Genomic DNA, 23,194 nt, shown 5'->3' with positions numbered 1-23,194 from the left:
CTTATTTTTTCTTCAATCCATTAAGGCAGCTTATTAAATTTATTTAACTCTCCACTGAAATAAGCACGTTCTCCATGAACAACATAATCCAATCCATTTACTTCTTCAACTTTGTCTGTGCCTAAAGCACTAAATAATGTTATTCCTTTTGCAATTAAAAACGTTAAGCAACCGCTAAAAACAACTGTTACAAAAACTGCAATCAATTGTGCCCAAACAGTTTGTAAATTGCCACCAAAAAGTAATCCATTTACTATTTCATCATTCACTTTATGAGATTGAAAGACACCTGTTAAAATTGCACCGATAATACCACCGATACCATGTATACCAAAAGCATCCAATGCATCATTATATTTTAGTTTCACTTTAATATAATTAATTGCAAAATAACAACTAACGCCACCAATCAATGCAATCGCTATTGCACTCATATAGTCTACAAATCCGGCAGAAGGCGTAATTGCTACTAAACCGGCTAACATTCCTGATAACATACCAATCAAACTTGTTGTTTTTTTCATAATGTACTCTATAAGCAACCATCCCAACGAACCTGCACTTGTCGCTAAAACAGTATTTACAAAAGAAGTCATAGCAATATCATTGAATGTTAATGCGCTTCCCACGTTAAACCCATACCAACCAACCCATACTAATATGCCACCTACTAGCGTAATAATAAGATTATGAGGTGGTCGTTTATCAAAATTTTTCCCTGCACCTATCATCAAGGCCAATACTAGTCCTGATACTCCTGATGTAATATGAACTACTGTACCCCCTGCATAATCTATCGCACCTAATTTATGAATCCAGACCACCTCCCCATACCCAATGTGCAACTGGACTGTAAACTAAAAGAACCCATAAAAATACAAAAATTAAATAGGGTATAAACTTCATTTTTTCTGCAATTGATCCTGACAAAATCGATACAGCAATGGTACAAAACATTAATTGAAACAGCATAAAAAGCGCTATAGGAATATGCGTAGCAATATCATCTTGTGTATTAAAGCCAACTTGTTTTAACCCCAAGTATGTAAAGTCTCCTATAATAGTATTTCCTGGACCAAAGCTTAAGCTAAAACCTAAAATAACCCACGCGAATGTCACAACAACAATCGCAGACATACTTTGCATAACTGTATTCAACACATTTTTAGATTGTACAAGCCCACCATAAAACAAACTCAACCCTGGCGTCATTAACCATACAAGTAACGTACACAAAAATAAAAATAAAGTATCATTCATATTCATCTAAATCACTCCTTTGATCAAAATCATACCCCCGGTCAAAATGAATAGCAAAAATGCGTCATATAAATTAACATTGTATGTTAACTTACATGACGCATTTTTAAGTTGATTATATTTGTTGCTGTAAGATATAAACAGGTCTACCTTCTAATAAGGTTTCACCTACTTCGTTATAATGACACTGTCGATATAATTTTTGAGCTACTTCATTATTATCATTGACCGCCAGGCAAATTTCATCGATATTAGGAAAGTGGCGATGTATATATTCTGGCAACGCTTGAATAATTTGTTTTCCATAACCACGTCCTCGATAATGTGCATCTACACTAAAAGACCTAAAAAACATTGCATTTTTATTTAATGAATAAGGCGCTACACCCGCACCTTCATGGAGTGTAAAAAAGCCTATACATTGTTGCTCATCGTTATATACGAGTACAGGATGACGTTCCGAGTCGCGTTGCGCAAGTTCAATATTCACTTTTGGCGTTTTAGTAAATTGATGGTCTCCTGACGTAATTGTGATTTTTTCAATATCTGAAACAAGTTCTGCACGATATGGAATCATAAATATATTTTCTAATTGTTCATTTATCCAAGTCACTACTGCAGGTGCGATTTTATTGAACTCTAGCTTATGAATCCATTTTACATCTGTAATTTCTTGGTCAGTTGCAACATTAGACCAATCTATTTGTTCTGTTGTATAAAAACAATTCAGTTCTGTCTGCTCATTGTGCTGTGGATAAGCATCTCCAATAACTGTGTCCATATAAATGAGCGAGTTTTCCGATACATCAACTTGCAGTTCCTCTTTCAACTCTCTCTGTAATGCTTGCTTATAAGTTTCATCACCATCTATTTTACCGCCTGGAAAATAATATTTCTCTCTATCTCTAGCTTGTACTAGTAGTAATTCGTCATTTTCTTCAACAACTAAACAAACACATTTAATCATAACTACGCACTCCAAACGTATTTCAATTTTTTATTTATACGGAAATAATCGTACCATTTTCAAACTAACTGCGCTTATGTTATCATATTTTATTATTCGAGAACATCTCATTTAGAGCAACATCACAGTGTGGAACATAACAATCAACTCATAAAATGTTATAATATTGAACAATATATTCACTTTCAAAATGGAGGATACAATAAAAATGGCTAAAAAACCAAGCATTAATCGCATTTCTAATACAATCAATTTTGTAGGTATTGCCGTAGAAGGTTTCAACTGGTACGCCTATCAATCAAAAAACAAAAAATTACTTTACGCTAGCATGGCAATCACAAGTGCGGGTGCGGTACTCGATTTTTATACAGCATTAAAATCACCGCGTAAATTCGTTAAAGTTTTTTCAACTTTCACAGCGACTAGCACATTATTCACGACTGCTAAACGTGTACAATCTATACGTAAAGAAGCATAATCTCTCATTTTCTTTAGGAAAAACCTTTTCACAACTAATTACTATAAAATCAATCTGCCAACAGGGACACGCGCTCTGTTGGCAATTTTTTTAAAAAACAACATAAAAATGCTTCTAACGTATTCGTTTTAAAATACATCAGAAGCACTTTTCAAATTAGTGAATATATTTATATGAACTTACTTGTGATGCAGGAATCGTTCTGTAAGTTACAATACCTGGTGATGCACCGTAATTCATTTCTGAAATAGTAATACTACCGTTAGAATTAACAGATTCTACGAATGCAACATGACCATAATAACCTTGATCAGATTGTAAAATAGAGCCCACTGTTGCCTTATGGTCAACTGTATAACCATCAGCTGCTGCGCCAGTATCCCAACTATTAGCATTCCACCAATATGTACTAATGCCTTTACCAATTTGTGCACGTTTGTTAAATACGTGCCATGTGCATTGGCCCCAGTCATACAAATTGGAATGATTAAATATCGGTGTGTTATAACCTGTAGACCCTGATGAACCTGATCCACCAGTTGAAGCTGTCCCTGAAACTTTCAACTTCTGTCCTGGATAAATATTAGTATTTGATAAACCATTTAAACTCATGATTTTTTGGTAAGTCGTGCCATATCTTGCGGCGATTGCTGATAAAGAATCGCCTGATTTCACTGTATATGTCGTTGTACTACCACTGCTCGTCCCACCTGATGAACTTGAACCACCAGTTGAAGCTGTTCCCGATACCTTCAACTTCTGTCCTGGATAAATGTTAGTATTTGATAAATTATTTAAGTTCATGATTTTTTGGTAAGTCGTACCGTGTTTAGCGGCGATACCTGATAACGTGTCTCCAGATTTTACTGTATATGTTGATCCTGATGATGTATTCGTTGATGTACTTGTTGAACCAGAAACTTTCAATGTTTGGTTAGGAAAAATAACGTTAGACGTCAAATTATTCAACGATTTCAATTTTGAAATTGAAATATCATATTTATTTGCTATTGACCACAGAGAGTCCCCACTCTTAACTTTATAAGTTGTTGCGAGCATCAGCATTTACTGAAGTTACAGCCGCTATCGCGCTTGTACCTATTACAGTTGCAATTATTTTTTTACGCACTTATGTAAACCTCCCAATATTTCTTTTTACATTTTATCATTCATTGCTCACTATATTATTATACAGCTTAAAGTTGGGCGTGAGTATATTATTTGTATGACATTCATATTACAAACAAGAACTACTCGTAATATAAACGCCTTCATGATTATCAATTCATTTAATGCTGTTCAAATGTTTGAATCCGAATATCGTCTATCCCAAAGTAATCACTTAGTAAAGCTTGATAATTATTTTGGGTTACTGGAATTTTTTGAACTTCTCCATTTTTTGATATCGTTAAATGTGCATTAGACAATGTAACTCTGCCGTATGTTTTGGCTTTGCTAACCAATAATTTTCGAACAAAAATAGAGTCTGAATGATGCTGATTAAATTCAATTCCCGCCGCAAAATCTTTGAGCGTTTTAGATATATCAATTGCTCTATATTGTGTTTCCCAATCATCTGTTTTATACTTTTGCATTTCAATCGTATCCGCATCAATATGTATCACTTGAAATGTACCATTTACATCGCTCACTTCATTTTGATTCTTAATAAGTGGCATCGCTTTTTTAGGTACATCCGCATAACCAACATCGATCAGATATTTATGCTGATTTAAACGTACAATCAAAGCCATATGAGACCCTTCCATTGCCCATCCTTCACCTGTATTAATAGTTGCAGAAATCATATAAACGTCAAAACCTTTTTCCTTTAAAAAGCTATGAAACAATCTATTTTGTTCATAACAAAAACCACCTCTATGCGCTCGAATGATTTTATGAAGCATCGTTTCATCATCTAGTGCGATGGGTTGCTTATTTTGAACATTAATATTTTCAAACGGCACATGTAGTACATATTGGTGAATATAATGATTCAACGTCTCTAAATCGACTTTATTGTAATAATCAGAATTAATATTTAAGTACGTTTCCAATCGTTTAAAGTTTGTCATTTACCGTTACCCCTTCTAACACGATAGTCTATTGTTTATACAATACTATTTTAGCCGACTTAATCTACTTCAGACAAACAGACTGTTTTGTGGAAAGCGTCATGTAATTTGTGTCTCCACCTTAAAATGTTGTAGTTTCATAAATACTTAGTATTCACATGTCGCTTTCATATCATAGGTGTTATGATAATTTGTATAAATCATTTTAATATTGACATGAGGGAAATATACCGATACTGTGTATATTCAATACCACTTTTCAATTTACTTAGCATATATAGTATGATTTTAAAAAAAGTGCTTTACGAATGGCTCAACAGCCCTATGTAGCACTGTGATTTTAAATTCATAACTATTTTACACTTCTATGCAGGTTACATTAAAAAACGGATTAAATATTTTTAGTGAACAAAACATTTGATTATTTTAAATTTTCAGAGTATTCATACAATATAGACTTATTAATGGAGGTAATTTTTTGACTAAAGAAACAGAACATACAGAAGAGAAAAAAGATTTGCGTATCCGCGAGCAAAGTCATTAGTGAAGGTGTAAGTCGTACACCTAACCGTTCCTATCTACGTGCACTTGGCTTTGAAGATGAAGATTTTAAAAAACCGATGATTGGTGTAGCAAGTACATGGAGTGAAGTAACACCATGTAACATGCACATTGATGGTTTAGCGCGTGCATCTAAACAAGGCATTAGTGAAGTCGGTGCCTCACCACTTATTTTCAACACCATCACTGTCTCTGACGGTATTTCCATGGGTACAGATGGCATGCGTTTCTCACTACCAAGTCGTGAAGTTATTGCTGATTCAATCGAATCTGTAGTAAGCGCCGAGAATTTAGATGGCGTTGTGGCAATCGGTGGCTGTGATAAGAATATGCCTGGTTGTATGATCGGCATTGCACGTCTTAACTTACCTGCTGTTTTCGTATTTGGTGGCACGATTATGCCTGGTAAATTAGATGGCAAAGATTTAGATGCCGTTTCAGCATTTGAAGGCGTAGGTCAGTACAATAATGGAGAAATCGACAAAGAAGCATTACATAAAGTAGAATGTGCGGCATGTCCTGGCGCGGGCGCTTGTGGTGGTATGTTCACTGCAAATACTATGTCTTCAGCTATAGAAGCGATGGGCATGAGTTTACCTGGAAGTGCCTCTCATCCAGCTGTATCGACAAACAAAATGAAAGATAGTAGAGCTGCCGGAAAAGCAGTTTATAAATTATTAGAACAAGATATTTATCCTAAAGACATCATGACAAAAGAAGCGTTTGAAAATGCAATCACAGTCGTTATGGCCCTAGGTGGTTCTACAAATGCTATTTTACATTTATTAGCTATTGCACATACGATTGAAGTAGATCTGACACTTGACGATTTTGAAAAAATTCGTAAACGCGTACCACACATTGCTGACTTAAGACCAAGCGGTAAATACGTTATGGCACATCTTGATGAAGCAGGTGGTATTCCTGGAGTAATGAAATTACTTTATGACAATGGCTTAATCCATGGCGACTGCTTAACAGTAACTGGTAAAACTGTTGCCGAAAACTTAGAAAACGAACCTGGCTTAACTGATAATAAAGAAATTATTAACTTTGATAAGCCTAAACATGCAACTGGACCACTTGTTATATTAAAAGGTAATCTTGCACCAGAAGGCGCAGTTGCTAAAATTTCAGGATTAAGTGTAACTTATATTAAAGGACACGCACGTGTATTCGATTCTGAATCTAAAGCGACAAAAGCGATTCTTAATGACGATATTAAACCTGGCGACGTCGTAGTTATCCGTTATGCTGGCCCTAAAGGTGCACCTGGCATGCCTGAAATGTTATCCGCATCATCTATTTTAGTAGGTAAAGGATTAGGCGAATCTGTTGCTTTAGTCACAGATGGCCGCTTCTCAGGTGGTTCGCATGGTCTCGTAATCGGACATGCTCGCTCCTGAATCAATGGTAGGTGGACCAATGGCCTTATTAGAAGAAAACGACACAGTTACAATCGATGCTGAAAATCTTGAAATAAGCTTTGATGTATCAGATGAAGAACTTGAACGTCGTAGTCAGCAATGGCAGGCGCCACCATCAAAAGCTACACGAGGCACACTCGCAAAATATGCTAAACTCGTGTCTTCTGCTTCTAAAGGCGCTATCACAGACTAATATATTAAAACGTTTCTATCCATTTTAACTAAAGCATTATCATAATGAACATTTATCCTGTTCTCTATGGTAATGCTTTTTATTTTCGGATATTTTTTAAAAAAGAATCGTGAAAAACACTTTTGCATGCGTTGTCGTTTTATTTTTCAAATTATTCACACTTACGAATAATTTGTTACTATTTAAGAAATTATAAACAAAATTAAGTACAATTATATTAAAGTGAAAATAACAAAACAAAGCGAGGTGAGTTATATGAGCTTTATCATTGATATCATCAAAAAAATTATCGGTTTATTCACTGGCAAATAATCTCTAAAATTGCTTTAAGGGCCTGATATTTAATTAAATATCAGGCCCTTATTGGTAGTGTTAACTGAGTCATATTAAATTTTTATATGAATTGCACTACAAAAATCAAAATAATTACTACAGGTAAAATAAATTTAATTAGGTAATACCAAGGTATAAATAATCTGAGTTTATCTTTACCAAAATGTGCTTTCAAATCATTTTTATCTAATAATTGACCAACAACTAGTGTTGTTCCTAATGCTCCCAGTGGCATTAATATATTCGAAACTAAAAAGTCCATATTATCAAAAATAGTACCTGCGGCAAATTGTATATGACCTAAACTTCCAAACGATAGTGTTGTTGGAATACTGATTGCGAACACTAATATACTTACATAAAATGCAACTGGCTTACGTTTTGCATTATCATTTTTTGTGAAGTTCGAAACGTTCAATTCTAATAGTGAAATTGAAGAAGTAAGTGCTGCAAATAAGAATAAGATTAAAAAGATTAGGTAAAATCCTTGTCCATATGCCATTTGATCAAATACTTTTGGTAATACTTTAAATAGTAACCCAGGCCCTTCTGTTGGGCTGTAGCCGAATGCTGAAATTGCAGGAAATATAGCTAAACCTGCCAAAATTGAAACCAGTATATTCATTGCTACAATAGAAATCGCCGAAGTCTTAATCGTCATCTCTTTTGAAGCATAACTCGCGTACGTAATCATGCCCGTCGTCCCTAATGATAATGTGAAGAAGGATTGCCCAAGTGCAAATAAGACACCCTCCATAGAAATTTCTTCTAGACGTGGTTGTAAAATATATTTTAAACCTTCAAATGACCCTTCAAGTGTTAACGATTTGATAACAATAACAATTAAAAAGATAAATAATAGTGGCATCATAAACTTAGAGGCTTTTTCTAAACCTTTTTCAACGCCCATCATCACAATAAACATCGTTAACAATATAAAGATGCCTTGCCCAGTAATCGTTAAGAAAGGATTACTAATAATAGATTCAAACTGTATATTTCCTAATTGACCACCGTTAAGGGTTAATATTTGAAGCGCAACATTAAATATATAGATGATAATCCAACCGCCTATCACACTATAAAACCCAAATAGTATGAATACAGCTAAATTACCGTTCCATCCGATAACGTTCAGCCATTTTTTCTTTGTTAACTTTTCATAAATTACAGTTGTATAAGTCTTCCCCATCTTACCAACAGTAAATTCCATCATTAATAAGGGCAGTCCGACAACTATCGTAAATATTAAAAACATTAATAAAAATGCGCCCCCGCCATATATACCAGCCATATATGGAAATTTCCACATTGCTCCTAGTCCTATAGCAGATCCCGCACTTGCTAAAATGAAGCCCGTCGACGACTTCCATTGTGATTGTTTACTCATAATTTTACATCCTTTGTGTTTTAGAAAACTTCATTGCGTTAAAGCGTTTTAGTAACATAGCAATTACTATAACATTTTTCAGTAATTGTCTCAATATAAATTTCATTGAATAGTGCGCACTATGTAACCTAAGACAAAACATGAAAGCGTTCTGTTACATTGAACATTTTATGACGTTTATAAAACACAATACTTTTAATATTGAAAATTATCTGACATCTCATTGAATTAACAAGTAATATATGTTAAAGTTGCTTGTGTTTTGTGCAAGTAAATTTCCTTTAAATCGAGGTATTAGAAATGAACAGCCTCATCTTAATTTCTGGTCTAATGTTATTCTCATTTTTCTTTGGAGCAGGAAATTTAATATTTCCACCTATGTTAGGTTATACAGCTCAAGAAAATATGTGGGTTGCTATGACTGGATTCGCTATAACAGGCATCTTATTGCCTTATCTTACAGTAATCGTCGTTGCTTATATGAATGGCGGCGTTGAAAGTATCGGGAACAAAGTCCACCCTATTTTCGGGACAATCTTTGCGATCTTCATTTATTTATCTATCGGGGCATTATATGGTATCCCACGTGCTCGCAAATGTTGCGTACGAAATTGGAACAAATCATGTTTTACCAGTACATAACCATTTTACATTAATCGTATTTTCAGTCATATTTTTCCTAATTGTTTATTTTATCGCATTATATCCAAATCGTATTATAGATAATTTAGGTAAATATCTGACGCCAATTTTAATACTTATTATAGCTATTTTATGTATCCTAGTAATCATAAATCCAGAAGGTTCAATTGGCCAAGCAAGTGGTGATTATGCACAAACTCCACTCGTATCAGGTATTTTAGAGGGGTACTTTACAATGGATCTTGTGGTTGCGCTAGCCTTTTCTGTTGTGATTGTGCAAAGCTTCAAAATGAATGGCATCACCGATCAAAAAACACTCGTTAAAAACGTAATTAAAGCTGGTTTGATCTCTGCTATTTTATTATTAGTCATTTATTTTGCACTGGCTTATGTAGGTGCTACAACCACTCAAGCTGGCTTTAAAGATGGCACTGGCATCTTAACATTTAATTCGTTACGTGTATTCGGTTCATTCGGCAATCTGTTATTTGGGGTCATCGTTATATTAGCTTGCTTAACTACTTGTGTTGGATTAGTAAACGCATGTGCGGCCTTTGCGATGAAAAAATTACCGAAAATATCATATAAAATTTTCGTACTTATCTTTTCATTATTGGGCTTTTTAGTTTCAACGTTAGGTTTAGAACTGATATTACAAATTGCAGTACCGTTGTTAACGTTTATATATCCAACATCTATTGTATTGGTGCTTATTTCATTAGTAAGTATTTTCATTCCATTTGAAATGAAATTTGCGTTTATCATTCCTACTATCGTGACTTTAATTATTTCGGTGTTACAGATACTCAATGATTTCAAATTATTCCAACCACTGAATGCGTTATATCAAGTGTTACCACTCTCTGATATTCAATTAAGTTGGCTCATACCCTTTATAGTCTTACTTATCATTGGATTAATAATAGATTTTTTCTTAAAAAACAAACCAGCAAAATCGTTATAAATTTGATTTCGTTGTCTAGACTTTCCTTATTTCACTGTATAATGGCTTGTCATAAGTAGTTTTGCTAAAATGGATATTATGCAAAGAAATTTATTTTAGTTATATTTTTAAAAGGGGATGGGATGTTACATGGATAATTTCAATGAATTTTTACAAACTATAGATAATGATAAACACAAAAAAACAATGACTGAGATTTTTAATTGGATTTCAGAAACATTTTCTAATCTTGAGACAACCATAAAATGGAACCAGCCTATGTTCACAGATCACGGTACTTTTATTCTCGGCTTTAGTAAAGCAAAACAGCACTTTTCAATTGCACCTGAAGCGAAATGCATGACTGAATTTAGCGAACGTATCGATGCCGCTGGTTACTCACAAACGAACAATTTATTTCGAATAAAATGGACTCAAGAGGTCGATTACACATTGTTAAAAGACATGATTCAATTCAACATCGATGATAAAGCTGATTGCTCTACATTTTGGAGAACTTAACATTTATTTCATAGTCAAAGATATAAAATAATGGTTTCTACTATATTTCAGTAGAAACCATTATTTTAATTATCTGAAAGCTTATATCTCAAACATTTCTCATGCTTAAAAGTTAATAATCTTCGAAAAATGCAATCACATCTTGTTCTACTTCTATATGGCCTTCACCATAAGTCATTAAATGTTTGCATGGCGCATAACCTTGCACTTCTTTTTGTTCATGCGTAATATGATCATAGATATAGCGCGCACTCGTTTCATAAGCATCATCGTCTTGTTCACCATATTTGATAGTAATGGGAGCAGTGATTCGGTCTAATTTTGACATCACATCTTCAACTACGATTTGAAACTGATTAAGTCCTGCTCCATAACGCTCAATATTTTTAATTTGTTGTGCTACCTCCGATTGTTCTAAACCAACCAACTCTCCCATACGTTGACCATAATAGGTCAATCTACCTGAGAGACCAAGCATCACTTTTTCTATATGGTGTAGACATAATAGCTATTGCATCTATAGGTTGATGCTCTGCCAATTTGAGTGATAATATACCACCTAATGAGATACCGCAGACACCAATACTTGAATACCCTTTATCCTGTAAAAATTGATAACCATCTAATACATCTTGCCACCAATCTTCAATATCATAGTCCATCAACGTGTCTAACATTAAACCATGACCTTTGTATGCGGGAACATAACATGTGAAACCCGCTTTATGTAATTTAGTAGCTAATAATTTTACATCTCTTACCGTACCCGTGAATGAATGTAATAATAATATAGCCCGTTCCGCTTCATTATTCTCCAAAAATATTGGGTTTGGTGCCTTAACATTTATCATCTTTTGTCACTCCAAAATTTAGATTCACCATTTATTGTAATTCAAATTCATAATGCGTACAAAGCATATAAACTATCACTCTTTTTAAAAATAAATATCCCCTTCAAAATCCAACACGCTTACGTGTTAATTTTGAAGGGGATATTTTAATGAATTATTAACATTTATAACTTCTCTTAGTTTTTAGTTATTCGTTCATGTTAAAGAATTGTAATTCATATATTGATTTTTCATCATACGCATTAAAAGTATCAATTTTACCGTTTAAATGTATTTCTTGTGTTTTTCTACTTACATTATGCTTGTAAGTTATCCTCACATTTAAATCAGATTCATAACCATTATTCTTAATTGTGCTTTCAATTTCTGAATAAACGTCTTTATTAATCGGTAACAAATAACCTTCTTTACTAGGTAAAATATTAACATATTTTGTTTGTAAGATGTCTTGATTACCAAGATAGATTTCGATTTTTATATTTTTAGCAGCACCGCCACCTAAGTTATATAATTTCAAAAAGTCTTGGTCTTCATCACTATCAATAGCAGTATTTCTTAAGTTTAATTCATCATGGTCTCTAGTAATCAGTATTTGATTAAAACCGAGCGCCGGTAAAAAACTGATTTTCATTTGGTACAGTTGCACACTGACTGAGATAAAGTAAAACAGTGCCATTATAAATGTACCAAGTGAGCCAATCGCTGAAATAATATTTATCATAATTGTAAACCTCCGTTATTCTATTTAAGAGGCAGGATTTGCATTGTAACATATTTTACACTCAAAAAAAATAACGAGCCACCAAAAGGCAGCTCGTAACTAAGAGGAAGTCTGTTAACATGCCCAAGGGCATGTTACAGACCTGCCTCTAGTTATCATGCCCGTGGGCACGAACAATTATTGTACAATGAACTTTTACTTTTTACAACCCAACATATATTTTTAATTTTATAAATGTTTTATAGCATTTACAATTGTATGCTAATATTATATTTATAAAATATGATTTAATATCAATAGGAGTTGTCGTATGTATAGTTCTAATCAAAGAGTCACCTCATTTTTAAAAATCACCACATTTTCTACTCTATGTTTTTTTACTTTTTGCTTTTTTCTAACTTTATCCCCTAAAGCAATTTATGCCGATGATTTATACACGTCAATGACTGAACTTATGGAGGACACTGAAGAAGGTGGCGACTGGGAGCTCAACTATAACAACAACCAAAGCAACGCACTTATTGCGACAATACATGGCGGTAATATCGAACCTGGAACTACTGAAGTAGCAAAACTAACTGCTACCAAAGGGGCTTATAATTACTATAGCTTCCAAGGCATTCGTTCAACAAACAACGCAAGTTTACATGTAACTTCAGTTAACTTTGATGAACCTATAATAGAAGATATGCAACAACAAGTATCAAATTCCGTCATGATTCATGGTGCAAATGGCGAAGCGCCTATCGTTTATATTGGTGGCAAAGATGATGCTTTAAAAGCGTCTATTGAAGAACAATTAGAGCTTAAAGAATTTGATGTACAAACATCACCTAGTCATTTAGAAGGTGAAGCTGATGAAAATATAGCCAATAAAAATAATCAAGGTGCAGGTGTACAGTTAGAATTAACGACTGGACTACGACAATCCTTCTTTAACAACCAAGATCTAACCATGAATTCTAGGCAAGATCAAAGTAATTGGAGCTTTGCAATGTATGACTTTGCTCAAGCAATACAAACAGCAATACATGAACACGAATAATTTTTATTGAAAATGCTACTTTAAGCTAATATAAAAACGCAGTCGCTTTTTTAACTCAAACGACTGCGTTTTTTATCATTTATTTTCCGAATTTTATTACGTCTCATCTTCAACCACTTTATTTTTAGCGGCTGGATAGCCAAAAATAAAGATTAAAATCGACATAATGATTAATGCAACAATACCTGAATTCCAACTTCCAGTCGCATCATATAGATAACCAATTAGGAATGGTCCAATTGCGGCAATTAAATAACCGACAGATTGTCCAAACCCTGAGAGAGAAATACTACCCTCACTTGTATGTGCACGAATCGAGAAGAATGTCATACACAAACTGAAACATGCGCCCATCGCTAAACCTGCAATCACAATACCGATGATTAGCAACACGAGCGATTGTGTAAAGAACAGACTAAATCCGATTAAGAATAATACTGTAATAATCACGACTAAAATGCGTTGGTCTTTCAACTTAGAAGCAACAATCGGAAATATAAAAGTCATAGGAACTTGAGAGAATTGATTTAACATTAATAGATAGCCTGCTGTGGTTGGTTCTAACCCTCTATCTATGAGAATTGAAGGCACCCATGCCACCATCGTATAGAACACCATCGACTGAAATCCCATCGTCAATGCGACCATCCACGCTAATTTAGACTTTACAACATTCACTTTTTTAGAAGGCTCTAGTTTCGATTGGTCCACTGTCTCTTGCTCCAATTTGGCGCCAGTACGCGCTTTGGGTATCCACAGTAATAAAGCAATGACACCAAAGATAATCCAAAATGATAAGGACAATCTGAATCCTATAGGTGACATTTCAGATAAGGGGAAGCTTAGTCCCCCACCTAAACCCGCCGTGAAATTCATCGTTCCGCTATAAATACCTGTTGCTAATCCAATTTGCATTGGAAAATACCATTTAACATAACTTGGCAAGACGACATTTCCAAATGCAATCGCAATACCCAACAATAACGTTCCTATAATAAACAGATTAAAATCACCGACGATACGTAAAAGCAGCGCAATAATCAATAATATCGTAGAATAAAATATCGTCCGCGACATCGTTAAGCGTGACGTAACTTTAGATACGAGTGGCGATACAATCGCAAAGATAATCAGTGGTATCGTAGTCAAAATACCCGTTACACTATTACCAATTTCCATCACCTGTTTAATCTCTTCGACTACAGGACCTACAGAAGTAAGTGGTGCTCTTAAGGTAGAGGCGATAAAAACAATAGCTATAATGACGCCCCAATGCTCATTAATTCTGTGTGTACGATAAAGTTCCGACATCTTATACCACCTTTCTACAATAAATTAATTTTAAAGTTTTATATATTCCATATCATTCAATTTACCTAATTAATAAAAAATATTATAGTGACCTATTTATACTATTGCTAATTACGTTACTACAATACTGAGTAAATTTAAAGATGCTAAATTTTTAATTGCAAAACTACTTTTGTAAAATTGATAGATACATGAGAAACTAATCTATAAGATACATGGAGTAATGATATGATTTCAAATTAAAAAAACTACAATAAAGGTTGATATCAATGACGGAAATTTGTTTTATCAGACACGGAGAAACAGATTGGAATACAGCAGGGAAATTACAAGGTCGTACAGACGTACCTTTAAACCATACAGGCATTAAACAAGCAGAAGCATGCGACCAATTTCTAAATCATTCAGAATGGGATATTATCATCACGAGCCCATTAGCGAGAGCAAAAAAGACAGCTGAAATTATTCAGCAACAACTTACTATACCTTTAATAGAAATGGAGGCTTTTATTGAAATTTCATTCGGTGATGCTGAGGGATTATCAACAGAAGAACGTACAGCGTTATATCCCGATCGACTTTACCCAAACAAAGAACAAGCACACCTCGTAACAAATCGCTTTCTTAATGGGATAAATTCACTTATAGAACAATACAAAGATCAAAAAATCCTAATTGTTTCTCATGGCGCATTTATTAAAGCAGTATTTTCTTACTATTCTAATGGAGAAATTAGCACTGATTCGCCGAGATTGTCTAATGGCAGTCTAAGTACACTTAAACTAACGAACGAGCAAGCCACAATTTTAAATTATAATGAAGCGGCACACTTACCATCGCATTCTTCACTAGGGAAAAAGTAACGGTTAATTATAACTTTTTGTTATGATTAACCGTTTTTTTGTTATACAGCTCTATGACAATACTTTAGAGCAGTAAGTAGATTGAATAAATAGAGCGTTTTAAAAATAATCAGAAGAAACTTTGTAAAATGTGAACTCTATCTAAAAAGAAAACGTATATTTATTGAGTGAAATTAAAAAAGGGGGCTAGTTGTGTAAGCTTATTTGGGATTTAATTTGGTAGATAAAATCTCATAAGAATTAAGGTTAGACAACATGAATTACTTTAAAATTTTAAAATAGGGGTGAAGCATTATGAATAAAAAATTATTAGTATTATCATCAACAGTCGCGACTACAGGATTTTTAGTAGGAGCAGGAAATGGCGTAATTGGAAATAACACTGCACATGCAGATACAATGAATCCTCAAGAAAATAACATGAACAACAATATGCAACAACAAGCCATGCCAATGGAAAACGATATGGCTATGGATCAAGGCATGAACGACATGCAAGGTAATATGAATCACAACGATATGGACATGGATCAAGGCATGAACGACATGCAAGGTAATATGAATCACAACGATATGGCTATGGATCAAGGCATGAACGACATGCAAGGCAATATGAATCACAACGATATGGCCATGGATCAAGGCATGAACGACATGCAAGGTAATATGAATCACAACGATATGGCCATGGATCAAGGCATGAACGACATGCAAGGCAATATGAATCACAACGATATGGCCATGGATCAAGGCATGAACGACATGCAAGGTAATATGATGAAGGGTAACATGGAAGAAGCTATGATGCCATATTATAATTACACAGGCTACACAACATATGATGGCCATTTTACTCAAGATTATGATTTTGTAAGAGCATTAAAATACGATAATGTAATGATTGACGGATACAAAGTTAACACTGCAACAAACGATAAAGATGTAGCTACAAGCAAAAAAGTGAATGACACAATGGTTGATATGAATAAAGATGGTCAAGTCGTTAATATCACTTTTAATACTAAAGCAGATACAGTAAGCAAAGCAATGTTCAAAAAAGCACATATGTCTAACCACATGTCTGACGAAGGACAAACAGAAAACGGCTCATATATAACTTATAAAACAAATCATGGTATGTATACAGCACACTTCGACGAACAAGGCTTTTTAATGAAAGTGATGATAAGTTAATAAGCAATAACAAAAAGGACCTGATTATAGGTCCTTTTTTGTGCTTTATATAATAAATTATAATGTGGTTATATTAATAATTACGAAATGATAGCAGTTTATAAGACCGACTCCAATGGAAAAAACACTCACCAAAGACTACAAGGTGAGGATGTGCCCATAGAAAGTGTACGCAACAACACAGCCAATTCAGTTAAATAACATCCATTTGTAGTATTTCCTCTATATATGATTGGTCATCGTGTTCATACTTACTCCCTTTAAAGTTCTGTGGTTCATTAATGCCAGTAAGTAGGATAACCTCATTATTGCTATCTGTGGCATATAGCAGCTCTCGTATACCTTCTTTTCTCGAACATCCATTTAAAACAACACGCTTTTTATAACAATCAGGTAAATGTTGATTCATAAATTTGATGATAAGTTTAGGATCTACATACCCTACTTGCTCTGCGACCAACATCAACTTATGCACCCCATCAGGAAGCTCATCGACAGTCAAAGCAATTTTATCAAAACCTCTTAAGCCTATACCAGTAATCATCGTATTTAATTTTTTACCTATACTGTCTGTATAGTCTAAAGCATTGTTTACTGATTCTCTAACTGCTAAAGCTGTATGCGCAAAATCTAAAATAATCGTATATGCACCTATATTAATAATTTGAAAACGATGTAAAGGTGAACCAATTACATGAGTCGCTTGAATAATGTCTTCAATATCAAAACCTATTTTATGCAATGCAAACATACTCGTCGCTAAATTAATGTAGTTATGGCCTCCCTGAAAAGTAGGATGAACACGATACTTTACTCCATCGATGACAATATCAATATGATTATTTTTCGCATGATATTGATAATATGTTTCTTCTTGATTTGAAAAATATAAATCATCTTTTGCTATGGTTCTATATTCAAGCGTGTCCCAATTCACTAAATTCACCTTACTTAAATCATTCAATTTTAACTTAGCATTTAAATATTTTTCCATTGTGCCATGATATTCAAGATGTTCCGGACTAAAGTTAGTAAATACTGCTAACTCATTTTGAATGAAGTCTATGCGCCTTTGTTCTAAAGCAATAGAGGTTGCTTCATAAACAATATAATCATAATTTTCACGATAAAAATAATCTATGATTTCTCCCATTTCAAAATACATCGGCGTCGTTTGCGTCGTATGGTTAAATTTCATTTTGTTATAATGACTATCGAACACGCCCATCGTACCAATGATAGCTACTTTTTTACCTAACTGTGTTAATAAATTCCCAATCATATGACAGGTTGTTGTTTTACCGTTTGTGCCCGTCACTGCAATAAAATTTAAAGCGTCAATGGCGCCTTCATAGTATAACTTCACTAATTGATTAGCCACTTCAGGAAAATCATTGATATAAATAACGGGCATATTAAATTCGAAATCTTTAAATGTAGACGGAGACGCATCTGTAATCATTATCAATGGTTTCATTTCATTTGCACGTTCCGCATAATAAACCGTATTGTCCGAACGCTTCAACATAAATATTGTATCTTGCTGAATATCTTGATACATTGACGTAATTTTTTTACAGGTCTTATCTGTCTTCACTTTTACGCTTAATGAACGCTTAACTATATTTTCTCCAATTGTTAATAATATGTCTTCAACAGTTATTTTCATTATATTCACCCAACATTTATCGTTTATTTTATAATACTTAAATATGCATATTAAAAAAGTAATTATAAAGTATACGTATAAACCAAAGAAAAGGATCACATTAATTTGTGATCCTTTCAAAATCATTTTTTCTAAATTAAAACCTAGTTAAATTTCATTACTAGACATAATCATTTGTCCTTTAGGTTGCTTATTATTAGGTGATGGTTCTAGTGTAATTGCTATTTTATCTTCTTTATCAACATCTACATTACTTAAGTCAAAAACAACCATACCTTTATCATTCGCACTCGCAAACGTGCCTGCAGGGTGTGCTTGCTCGCCTTTTAATATCCACACTTGATAAACTTCATTACCTTTTGTTGCTTCAATATCATTGGCTTCAACCATTAATTTTCTATCTTTTGTACTACTAGAGTCAGACAGATAGGCTTGCCCTTGCACTTCGTCCCCAGACATGGACTTTAAGTTTATTGCTTTCGCATCATTCGTATTAATCATAGAAGCTGATTGGTTTTGAGATGCCTTATATCCAAAGTATTGCACGCCATTACCTATAATAGATAAGAACAATAGCGCTACTATAACGCCTATCGATACACGCTTGGTAATAACACTTTTAGATTTTTTCTTTTTGTGTTTTGAAAAATGCGCTATTTGTTGATTTTCATGATTATTATTTGCACTTGTTGTATCAAGTTCATCTTCTTGTTGTTCTTTTTCTGCTTCTTCGTTTGAATTGTTTTCTTCATCTAGCACTGACGTTAAAATTCTTTTCTTCATACCTGTTGGCGGTTCAATTTCTTTATTACTATAAGGAAGTGAATCGTGAAGAACGTTTAGGTCTTCTAAAGTCTCATGGCTTTCAGATGACAAATCTAATTCTTGTTCAACTTGCTCTTTTTCACTTTCGCTCAGATTGTCATTGAAATAATCATATAGTTTATCAACTTTATTATCTTTCATTTTCTCCACGCTCCCTTCTTAAATGTTTTTTGGAATAATCGTTCAAATGCTTAATTGACAGCCTCATTCTACTCTTAACAGTGCCCAGTGGAGTTTGTAGTTTATCAGCAATTTCTTGCTGACTCAAACCTTTATAATAAAACAAATAAATAATCTTTTGTTGGTCTTTATTTAAAAGTGAAATCATTTTTTTAATTTCTTCAGACACTTCCTTATCCAATAAGTCATATTCTGGTAGATGATCATTTTGTATTCCTTGAAAATCCTCATCAAACTCATTTTCAATATGTTTATTCTTTCTTAACATATCAATAGATTTATTACGGCATAACGTAATAAGCCAAGTCGACATTTTCCCTTTATTTGGTTTGAATATAGCTTTTTGATTCCAAATTTTCATGAAAACATCTTGCAAAACTTCTTCACTAGATTGAACATCTTTTGTGATTTTATAAGCCAAATTAAATAACAATGACTCATATCGATCATATAGGATTTCTAAACTCTCGCTGTCCTTTTTATCGATTATTGATCTATAAAGATCATTTTCATCTATCATGCCGTCCCCTCCTTAGTTTAAATTCAGTATCTAGAAATACCTATCCTATATGTATATTTACATATGTATTCAATAAACATACGAAAGTTATTCGTTAAAAGTTTAACTTTCAAGAATCTTTTTATAATATCGCTAAATAATTAGAGTTATTTCCTTTTCCCCTTTTATTTTTAACCTATTATTCACATTACCACTAATAGCTCAAGCATTTCATTACAAAAGTGGTTGTACACTTGTTAGTTAACTGACAAGTGTAATAATACTATAAGCCTTCGTACTAGATTGTCTATAAATAGGTGTTACACTGGACGTAAATCATAACCTACTGGAGGGATTTTGATGAGTATCATTCTTACACTAATCGTAGGTGCTATTGTAGGCATCAGTTTATCGCTTTGGTTAACGAGTAACTCAATTCCCACTGTCATTGTCAGTCTGATTTCAGGTGTGTTAGGCGCATTTATAGGCACATCTTTATTAATAGCACCAAGTATGTATTTCTTAATCACAGCATTTATAGGCGCATTTACGCTTACATTGCTTGTTCTATTCATCATCAATACAAGCATCGATGTTGTAAGAAACTAAGTTAAGTTCTAACTACAAGTCGATATTAAACTGCAAAAAACATTCCTTGTAATATGAATTTTTAAAAGGAATGTTTACATATAACTCATCTTAAGTTATTCATGATAGTAAGTGCTTTTCAGTTTTTGAAATGACTTATAGCTTCAAATAGCAAACTAGTGTATCTTGTTTTAATCATTTTTCGAAACATGCTTACCATCACAGTAGCCCTCTATATTATAATGAGTGATCAAGTTGAAAAATGTGTATATGATGTATATCAATTACTTCATTTTAAAAAATTCCACACTTTTTATTTTCCTCTTTCAAAATCATATTCACTATATATGCGTCAATTAAACGAAAAATAATTTGGTTCAAATCCTAATATGTTACTGACAAATTTCCGTCGCTTTTTCTAAAAAAAGTTGTGCTTGCCTTAGAAAAAGTATGGTCTTTGCGCCATACCATATTATGTTTTGCTATTAATTTCGGTTTTAGAGGTACAAAGCTAAGTTTGTTTTCAATAGAAGTATTGATAATACTATCCAAAGTGATGACATACCCTATGCCAGATTTGACCATTAATCCAGCGTTATATGCTAAATTGAAAGTACCTACAATATTCAGTGCTTCAAAACTACTACCAAACCAATCTGCAAATTCATTTTTAGAAATCGTTGTATCTAAAACTTGTCTGGAACAAATTAACGGTTGCGTTAATAAATCCTCCTTAGTTACAAAATTTTGCTGTGCTAAGGTACTATCACTTTTAGCTACCACCCCCCAATGATCTGAAGACGGTAAATTTAATGCTTTATACTTATTTAAGTTTGTTGGTTGAATAAATACCCCAAAATCCAACAATCCTTTATCTAACCGACTCTCAATATCTTCTGCATTACCACTATATATATGAAAATGAATATCAGGATACATTGATTGAATATTTTTAAAAACATTAGCTATTACTTGCATTCCTTTAGTTTCACCACAACCTATATAGACATTACCTTCAATGTTTTTATCAATAAATTTAAATTCTTCTTGTATTTGTTGAGACATTTCTAATAATTCTTCAGCTCTCTTTTTTAGTAACAGCCCTTCATCTGTAATATAGATACTGTGGTTGCTTCTTTTAAAAGTTTGACACCTAGTTCACTTTCCAAATCTTTAATTTGTCTAGATAAAGTTGGTTGTGTAATGTGCAATGTGTTAGCGACACGTGTTATACTCTCTTCTTTTGCAATCGTGACAAAATAATATAGGGTTTTTAATTCCATTACATTTCTCCTCATTATGCATTTTAAGCATATCTAATAATTACAATTAAGTATTTGTTATAACTACTTATACCCTTTACACTTTTATTATAAAAGTTTTGTAGGAGGTACATAGTGAAAAACAATAAATTAATTATACTCATTTTAACTATTGGTGTTTTTGGTATCTTAAATACTGAGATGGGTTTCATAGGATTAATACCTCAAATTGCTGAACGTTTTGGTGTTAGCACTTCAACTGCGAGGTTGGCTCGTCTCCATTTTTGCTATTGGCATAGCAATATCAGGTCCAATTATGCCTTTATTATTATCTAAATTGGAAAGAAAAAAAGTAATGATTATTGTGCTTTTAATTTTTATTATCAGTAATATCATTTCAGTATTCACTACAAGTTTTACTATTTTATTAATTGCTAGAGTAATTCCAGCCATTTTCCACCCAGTATATATCGCCTTAGCTTTTTCAGTCGCGTCTGATTCGGTCAATTCTAAAGATGCACCTAAGGCTGTAGCTCGCGTATTTATTGGTGTTTCTGCAGGCATGGTTGTAGGTGTACCTATCGTTAATTTCTTAGCAACTCAATTCAACTTGTCTATCGCTTTATCATTTTTTGCACTGGTTAATATAATCGTTTTGATTTTAACATTAATCTTTATACCTAAAATGCCAACAAAAAAATCTGTGACTTACGGCACACAACTTAGTGTATTAAAACGTCCTTTAACATGGATGTCCATCATCATTTCTATACTATTTAATGTTGCTATATTTGGTGTTTACAGTTACTTAACCGATTACTTAAATATTGTGACAGAAGCGCCTAGTCACTATGTATCCATAATTTTATTCCTATATGGTGTATCCAACATTTTAGGAAATATTATTGCGGGAAAACTATTAACTTCTATTCCACAAACAGCAATTTTTCTACTACCGTTTGCGTTAATTATTATATATATATCAATGTTTGGCTTAGGCTCTTTCCTTATCCCAATGGCTATCATTTCAATATTTTGGGGTACATTAGCTGGAATTTCTGCAAATATCACACAATACGTAATTACTTCATCTGCTCCTGATGCACCAGATCTTTCCAATGGTATATTTTTATCAGCTGTAAATTCAGGAACCACGATTGGTACATTTATTGGTGGTATATTTATCACTACACTAGGATCTAATTATGTCATTATGGTTGGTATCTTAGCCTGTGTCATTAATATCTTGTTTATCTTAATTAGAAATAAAAGTTTAAAAAAACAAGATAATATTTCATAATAAAATCCCTTAATCTATCTAGATTAAGGGATTTTATGTTGATACTTTCATTATTCATTTTGAAATTTAAATTTAGCCATAAAAAAAAGACGAGT

At 33.3% G+C, this 23,194-nt stretch carries 16 protein-coding genes and 6 pseudogenes; 9 read left to right on the top strand and 13 right to left on the bottom strand.

Annotated elements, in window-relative coordinates; all coding sequences use genetic code 11:
- Positions 1-20: 20 nt before the first annotated feature.
- Positions 21-1,266, bottom strand: a pseudogene (locus tag ABLV95_RS14300) (ammonium transporter).
- Between the two features lie 109 nt (positions 1,267-1,375).
- Entirely contained in the window at positions 1,376-2,227 is an 852-nt protein-coding gene (locus ABLV95_RS14295; protein WP_285324213.1) for a GNAT family N-acetyltransferase, read from the bottom strand.
- Between the two features lie 208 nt (positions 2,228-2,435).
- Here ABLV95_RS14295 and ABLV95_RS14290 point away from each other — a divergent pair, with 208 nt between their 5' ends.
- Positions 2,436-2,705 carry a hypothetical protein gene (locus ABLV95_RS14290; protein WP_460872305.1) on the top strand — a complete coding sequence of 90 codons (270 nt, stop codon included), beginning with the start codon at positions 2,436-2,438 and terminating at the stop codon, positions 2,703-2,705.
- A 156-nt stretch (positions 2,706-2,861) separates the two neighbouring features.
- Here the strand turns inward: ABLV95_RS14290 and ABLV95_RS14285 are convergent.
- A pseudogene (locus ABLV95_RS14285) lies at positions 2,862-3,834 on the bottom strand (LysM peptidoglycan-binding domain-containing protein).
- Positions 3,835-3,994: 160 nt separating this feature from the next.
- Positions 3,995-4,780, bottom strand: coding sequence for an arylamine N-acetyltransferase family protein (locus ABLV95_RS14280; RefSeq protein ID WP_427705525.1), 786 nt, complete (start codon positions 4,778-4,780; stop codon positions 3,995-3,997).
- Positions 4,781-5,258: 478 nt separating this feature from the next.
- Here ABLV95_RS14280 and ilvD point away from each other — a divergent pair.
- Positions 5,259-6,961: pseudogene (ilvD, locus tag ABLV95_RS14275) on the top strand (dihydroxy-acid dehydratase).
- Between the two features lie 394 nt (positions 6,962-7,355).
- On the opposite strand, the gene ABLV95_RS14270 reads toward ilvD, so the two are convergent.
- Positions 7,356-8,687, bottom strand: a complete 1,332-nt coding sequence (locus tag ABLV95_RS14270; RefSeq protein ID WP_460876760.1) for a sodium-dependent transporter — start codon at positions 8,685-8,687, stop codon at positions 7,356-7,358.
- 297 nt (positions 8,688-8,984) lie between these two features.
- Between ABLV95_RS14270 and brnQ the strand changes: the two are divergent.
- Positions 8,985-10,290 (top strand): annotated as a pseudogene (brnQ, locus tag ABLV95_RS14265) (branched-chain amino acid transport system II carrier protein).
- 129 nt (positions 10,291-10,419) lie between these two features.
- Entirely contained in the window at positions 10,420-10,791 is a 372-nt protein-coding gene (locus ABLV95_RS14260; RefSeq protein ID WP_427705531.1) for an iron chaperone, read from the top strand.
- 112 nt (positions 10,792-10,903) lie between these two features.
- On the opposite strand, the pseudogene ABLV95_RS14255 reads toward ABLV95_RS14260, so the two are convergent.
- A pseudogene (locus ABLV95_RS14255) lies at positions 10,904-11,642 on the bottom strand (alpha/beta hydrolase).
- 187 nt (positions 11,643-11,829) lie between these two features.
- Positions 11,830-12,363 (bottom strand): hypothetical protein, encoded by a 534-nt coding sequence (locus tag ABLV95_RS14250; protein ID WP_069816739.1) that lies wholly within the window; start codon positions 12,361-12,363, stop codon positions 11,830-11,832.
- Between the two features lie 442 nt (positions 12,364-12,805).
- On the opposite strand from ABLV95_RS14250, the gene ABLV95_RS14245 reads away from it, so the two are divergent.
- Complete coding sequence (locus ABLV95_RS14245; RefSeq protein ID WP_460876034.1) at positions 12,806-13,408, top strand: poly-gamma-glutamate hydrolase family protein; 603 nt, start codon at positions 12,806-12,808, stop codon at positions 13,406-13,408.
- A gap of 96 nt (positions 13,409-13,504) precedes the next feature.
- Here the strand turns inward: ABLV95_RS14245 and ABLV95_RS14240 are convergent, their stop codons facing one another.
- The gene (locus tag ABLV95_RS14240; RefSeq protein WP_460872303.1) at positions 13,505-14,719 is read right to left on the bottom strand and encodes a CynX/NimT family MFS transporter; all 1,215 of its coding nucleotides are present in this window, start codon (positions 14,717-14,719) and stop codon (positions 13,505-13,507) included.
- Positions 14,720-14,988: 269 nt separating this feature from the next.
- On the opposite strand from ABLV95_RS14240, the gene ABLV95_RS14235 reads away from it, so the two are divergent.
- Together ABLV95_RS14235 and isaB are read left to right on the top strand one after the other, a co-directional pair.
- A complete protein-coding gene (locus ABLV95_RS14235; RefSeq protein WP_460872302.1) occupies positions 14,989-15,582 on the top strand; it encodes a histidine phosphatase family protein in 594 nt (197 codons plus the stop codon).
- A 294-nt stretch (positions 15,583-15,876) separates the two neighbouring features.
- Positions 15,877-16,776 carry an immunodominant staphylococcal antigen IsaB family protein gene (isaB, locus tag ABLV95_RS14230; RefSeq protein WP_460872301.1) on the top strand — a complete coding sequence of 300 codons (900 nt, stop codon included), beginning with the start codon at positions 15,877-15,879 and terminating at the stop codon, positions 16,774-16,776.
- A 193-nt stretch (positions 16,777-16,969) separates the two neighbouring features.
- On the opposite strand, the gene ABLV95_RS14225 is transcribed toward isaB, so the two are convergent.
- The 3 genes from ABLV95_RS14225 to ABLV95_RS14215 form a co-directional block, all read right to left on the bottom strand.
- A complete protein-coding gene (locus ABLV95_RS14225; protein WP_460876032.1) occupies positions 16,970-18,445 on the bottom strand; it encodes a Mur ligase family protein in 1,476 nt (491 codons plus the stop codon).
- Positions 18,446-18,592: 147 nt separating this feature from the next.
- Complete coding sequence (locus ABLV95_RS14220; RefSeq protein WP_069816727.1) at positions 18,593-19,411, bottom strand: anti-sigma factor; 819 nt, start codon at positions 19,409-19,411, stop codon at positions 18,593-18,595.
- Positions 19,401-19,970, bottom strand: a complete 570-nt coding sequence (locus ABLV95_RS14215; RefSeq protein ID WP_069816724.1) for an RNA polymerase sigma factor — start codon at positions 19,968-19,970, stop codon at positions 19,401-19,403. The genes ABLV95_RS14220 and ABLV95_RS14215 overlap by 11 nt, the downstream gene beginning before the upstream one ends.
- Positions 19,971-20,309: 339 nt before the next feature.
- Here ABLV95_RS14215 and ABLV95_RS14210 point away from each other — a divergent pair, with 339 nt between their 5' ends.
- On the top strand, positions 20,310-20,558 hold the full coding sequence (locus ABLV95_RS14210) for a hypothetical protein (protein ID WP_069832198.1): 249 nt from the start codon (positions 20,310-20,312) through the stop codon (positions 20,556-20,558).
- Positions 20,559-20,921: 363 nt separating this feature from the next.
- Here the strand turns inward: ABLV95_RS14210 and ABLV95_RS14205 are convergent, their stop codons facing one another.
- Both ABLV95_RS14205 and ABLV95_RS14200 read right to left on the bottom strand, forming a co-directional pair.
- A complete protein-coding gene (locus ABLV95_RS14205) occupies positions 20,922-21,602 on the bottom strand; it encodes a LysR family transcriptional regulator substrate-binding protein (RefSeq protein WP_460876030.1) in 681 nt (226 codons plus the stop codon).
- Positions 21,603-21,628: 26 nt separating this feature from the next.
- Complete coding sequence (locus ABLV95_RS14200) at positions 21,629-21,820, bottom strand: LysR family transcriptional regulator (RefSeq protein ID WP_460876028.1); 192 nt, start codon at positions 21,818-21,820, stop codon at positions 21,629-21,631.
- A 114-nt stretch (positions 21,821-21,934) separates the two neighbouring features.
- Between ABLV95_RS14200 and ABLV95_RS14195 the strand changes: the two are divergent.
- A pseudogene (locus tag ABLV95_RS14195) lies at positions 21,935-23,099 on the top strand (MFS transporter).
- Positions 23,100-23,194 lie beyond the last annotated feature (95 nt).

The organism is Staphylococcus sp. Mo2-1 (assembly GCF_046721385.1).
Lineage (GTDB): Bacteria > Bacillota > Bacilli > Staphylococcales > Staphylococcaceae > Staphylococcus > Staphylococcus equorum_A.
This window is presented reverse-complemented; position numbering and strand designations above follow the sequence as displayed.

What these genes read in the sequence shown, in the direction of transcription:
- ABLV95_RS14295 (WP_285324213.1), bottom strand. Translation starts at nt 2,227, where the DNA reads ATGATTAAATGTGTTTGTTTAGTTGTTGAAGAAAATGACGAATTACTA.
- ABLV95_RS14290 (WP_460872305.1), top strand. Translation starts at nt 2,436, where the DNA reads ATGGCTAAAAAACCAAGCATTAATCGCATTTCTAATACAATCAATTTT.
- ABLV95_RS14280 (WP_427705525.1), bottom strand. Translation starts at nt 4,780, where the DNA reads ATGACAAACTTTAAACGATTGGAAACGTACTTAAATATTAATTCTGAT.
- ABLV95_RS14260 (WP_427705531.1), top strand. Translation starts at nt 10,420, where the DNA reads ATGGATAATTTCAATGAATTTTTACAAACTATAGATAATGATAAACAC.
- ABLV95_RS14250 (WP_069816739.1), bottom strand. Translation starts at nt 12,363, where the DNA reads ATGATAAATATTATTTCAGCGATTGGCTCACTTGGTACATTTATAATG.
- ABLV95_RS14245 (WP_460876034.1), top strand. Translation starts at nt 12,806, where the DNA reads ATGACTGAACTTATGGAGGACACTGAAGAAGGTGGCGACTGGGAGCTC.
- ABLV95_RS14240 (WP_460872303.1), bottom strand. Translation starts at nt 14,719, where the DNA reads ATGTCGGAACTTTATCGTACACACAGAATTAATGAGCATTGGGGCGTC.
- ABLV95_RS14235 (WP_460872302.1), top strand. Translation starts at nt 14,989, where the DNA reads ATGACGGAAATTTGTTTTATCAGACACGGAGAAACAGATTGGAATACA.
- isaB (WP_460872301.1), top strand. Translation starts at nt 15,877, where the DNA reads ATGAATAAAAAATTATTAGTATTATCATCAACAGTCGCGACTACAGGA.
- ABLV95_RS14225 (WP_460876032.1), bottom strand. Translation starts at nt 18,445, where the DNA reads ATGAAAATAACTGTTGAAGACATATTATTAACAATTGGAGAAAATATA.
- ABLV95_RS14220 (WP_069816727.1), bottom strand. Translation starts at nt 19,411, where the DNA reads ATGAAAGATAATAAAGTTGATAAACTATATGATTATTTCAATGACAAT.
- ABLV95_RS14215 (WP_069816724.1), bottom strand. Translation starts at nt 19,970, where the DNA reads ATGATAGATGAAAATGATCTTTATAGATCAATAATCGATAAAAAGGAC.
- ABLV95_RS14210 (WP_069832198.1), top strand. Translation starts at nt 20,310, where the DNA reads ATGAGTATCATTCTTACACTAATCGTAGGTGCTATTGTAGGCATCAGT.
- ABLV95_RS14205 (WP_460876030.1), bottom strand. Translation starts at nt 21,602, where the DNA reads ATGTCTCAACAAATACAAGAAGAATTTAAATTTATTGATAAAAACATT.
- ABLV95_RS14200 (WP_460876028.1), bottom strand. Translation starts at nt 21,820, where the DNA reads ATGGAATTAAAAACCCTATATTATTTTGTCACGATTGCAAAAGAAGAG.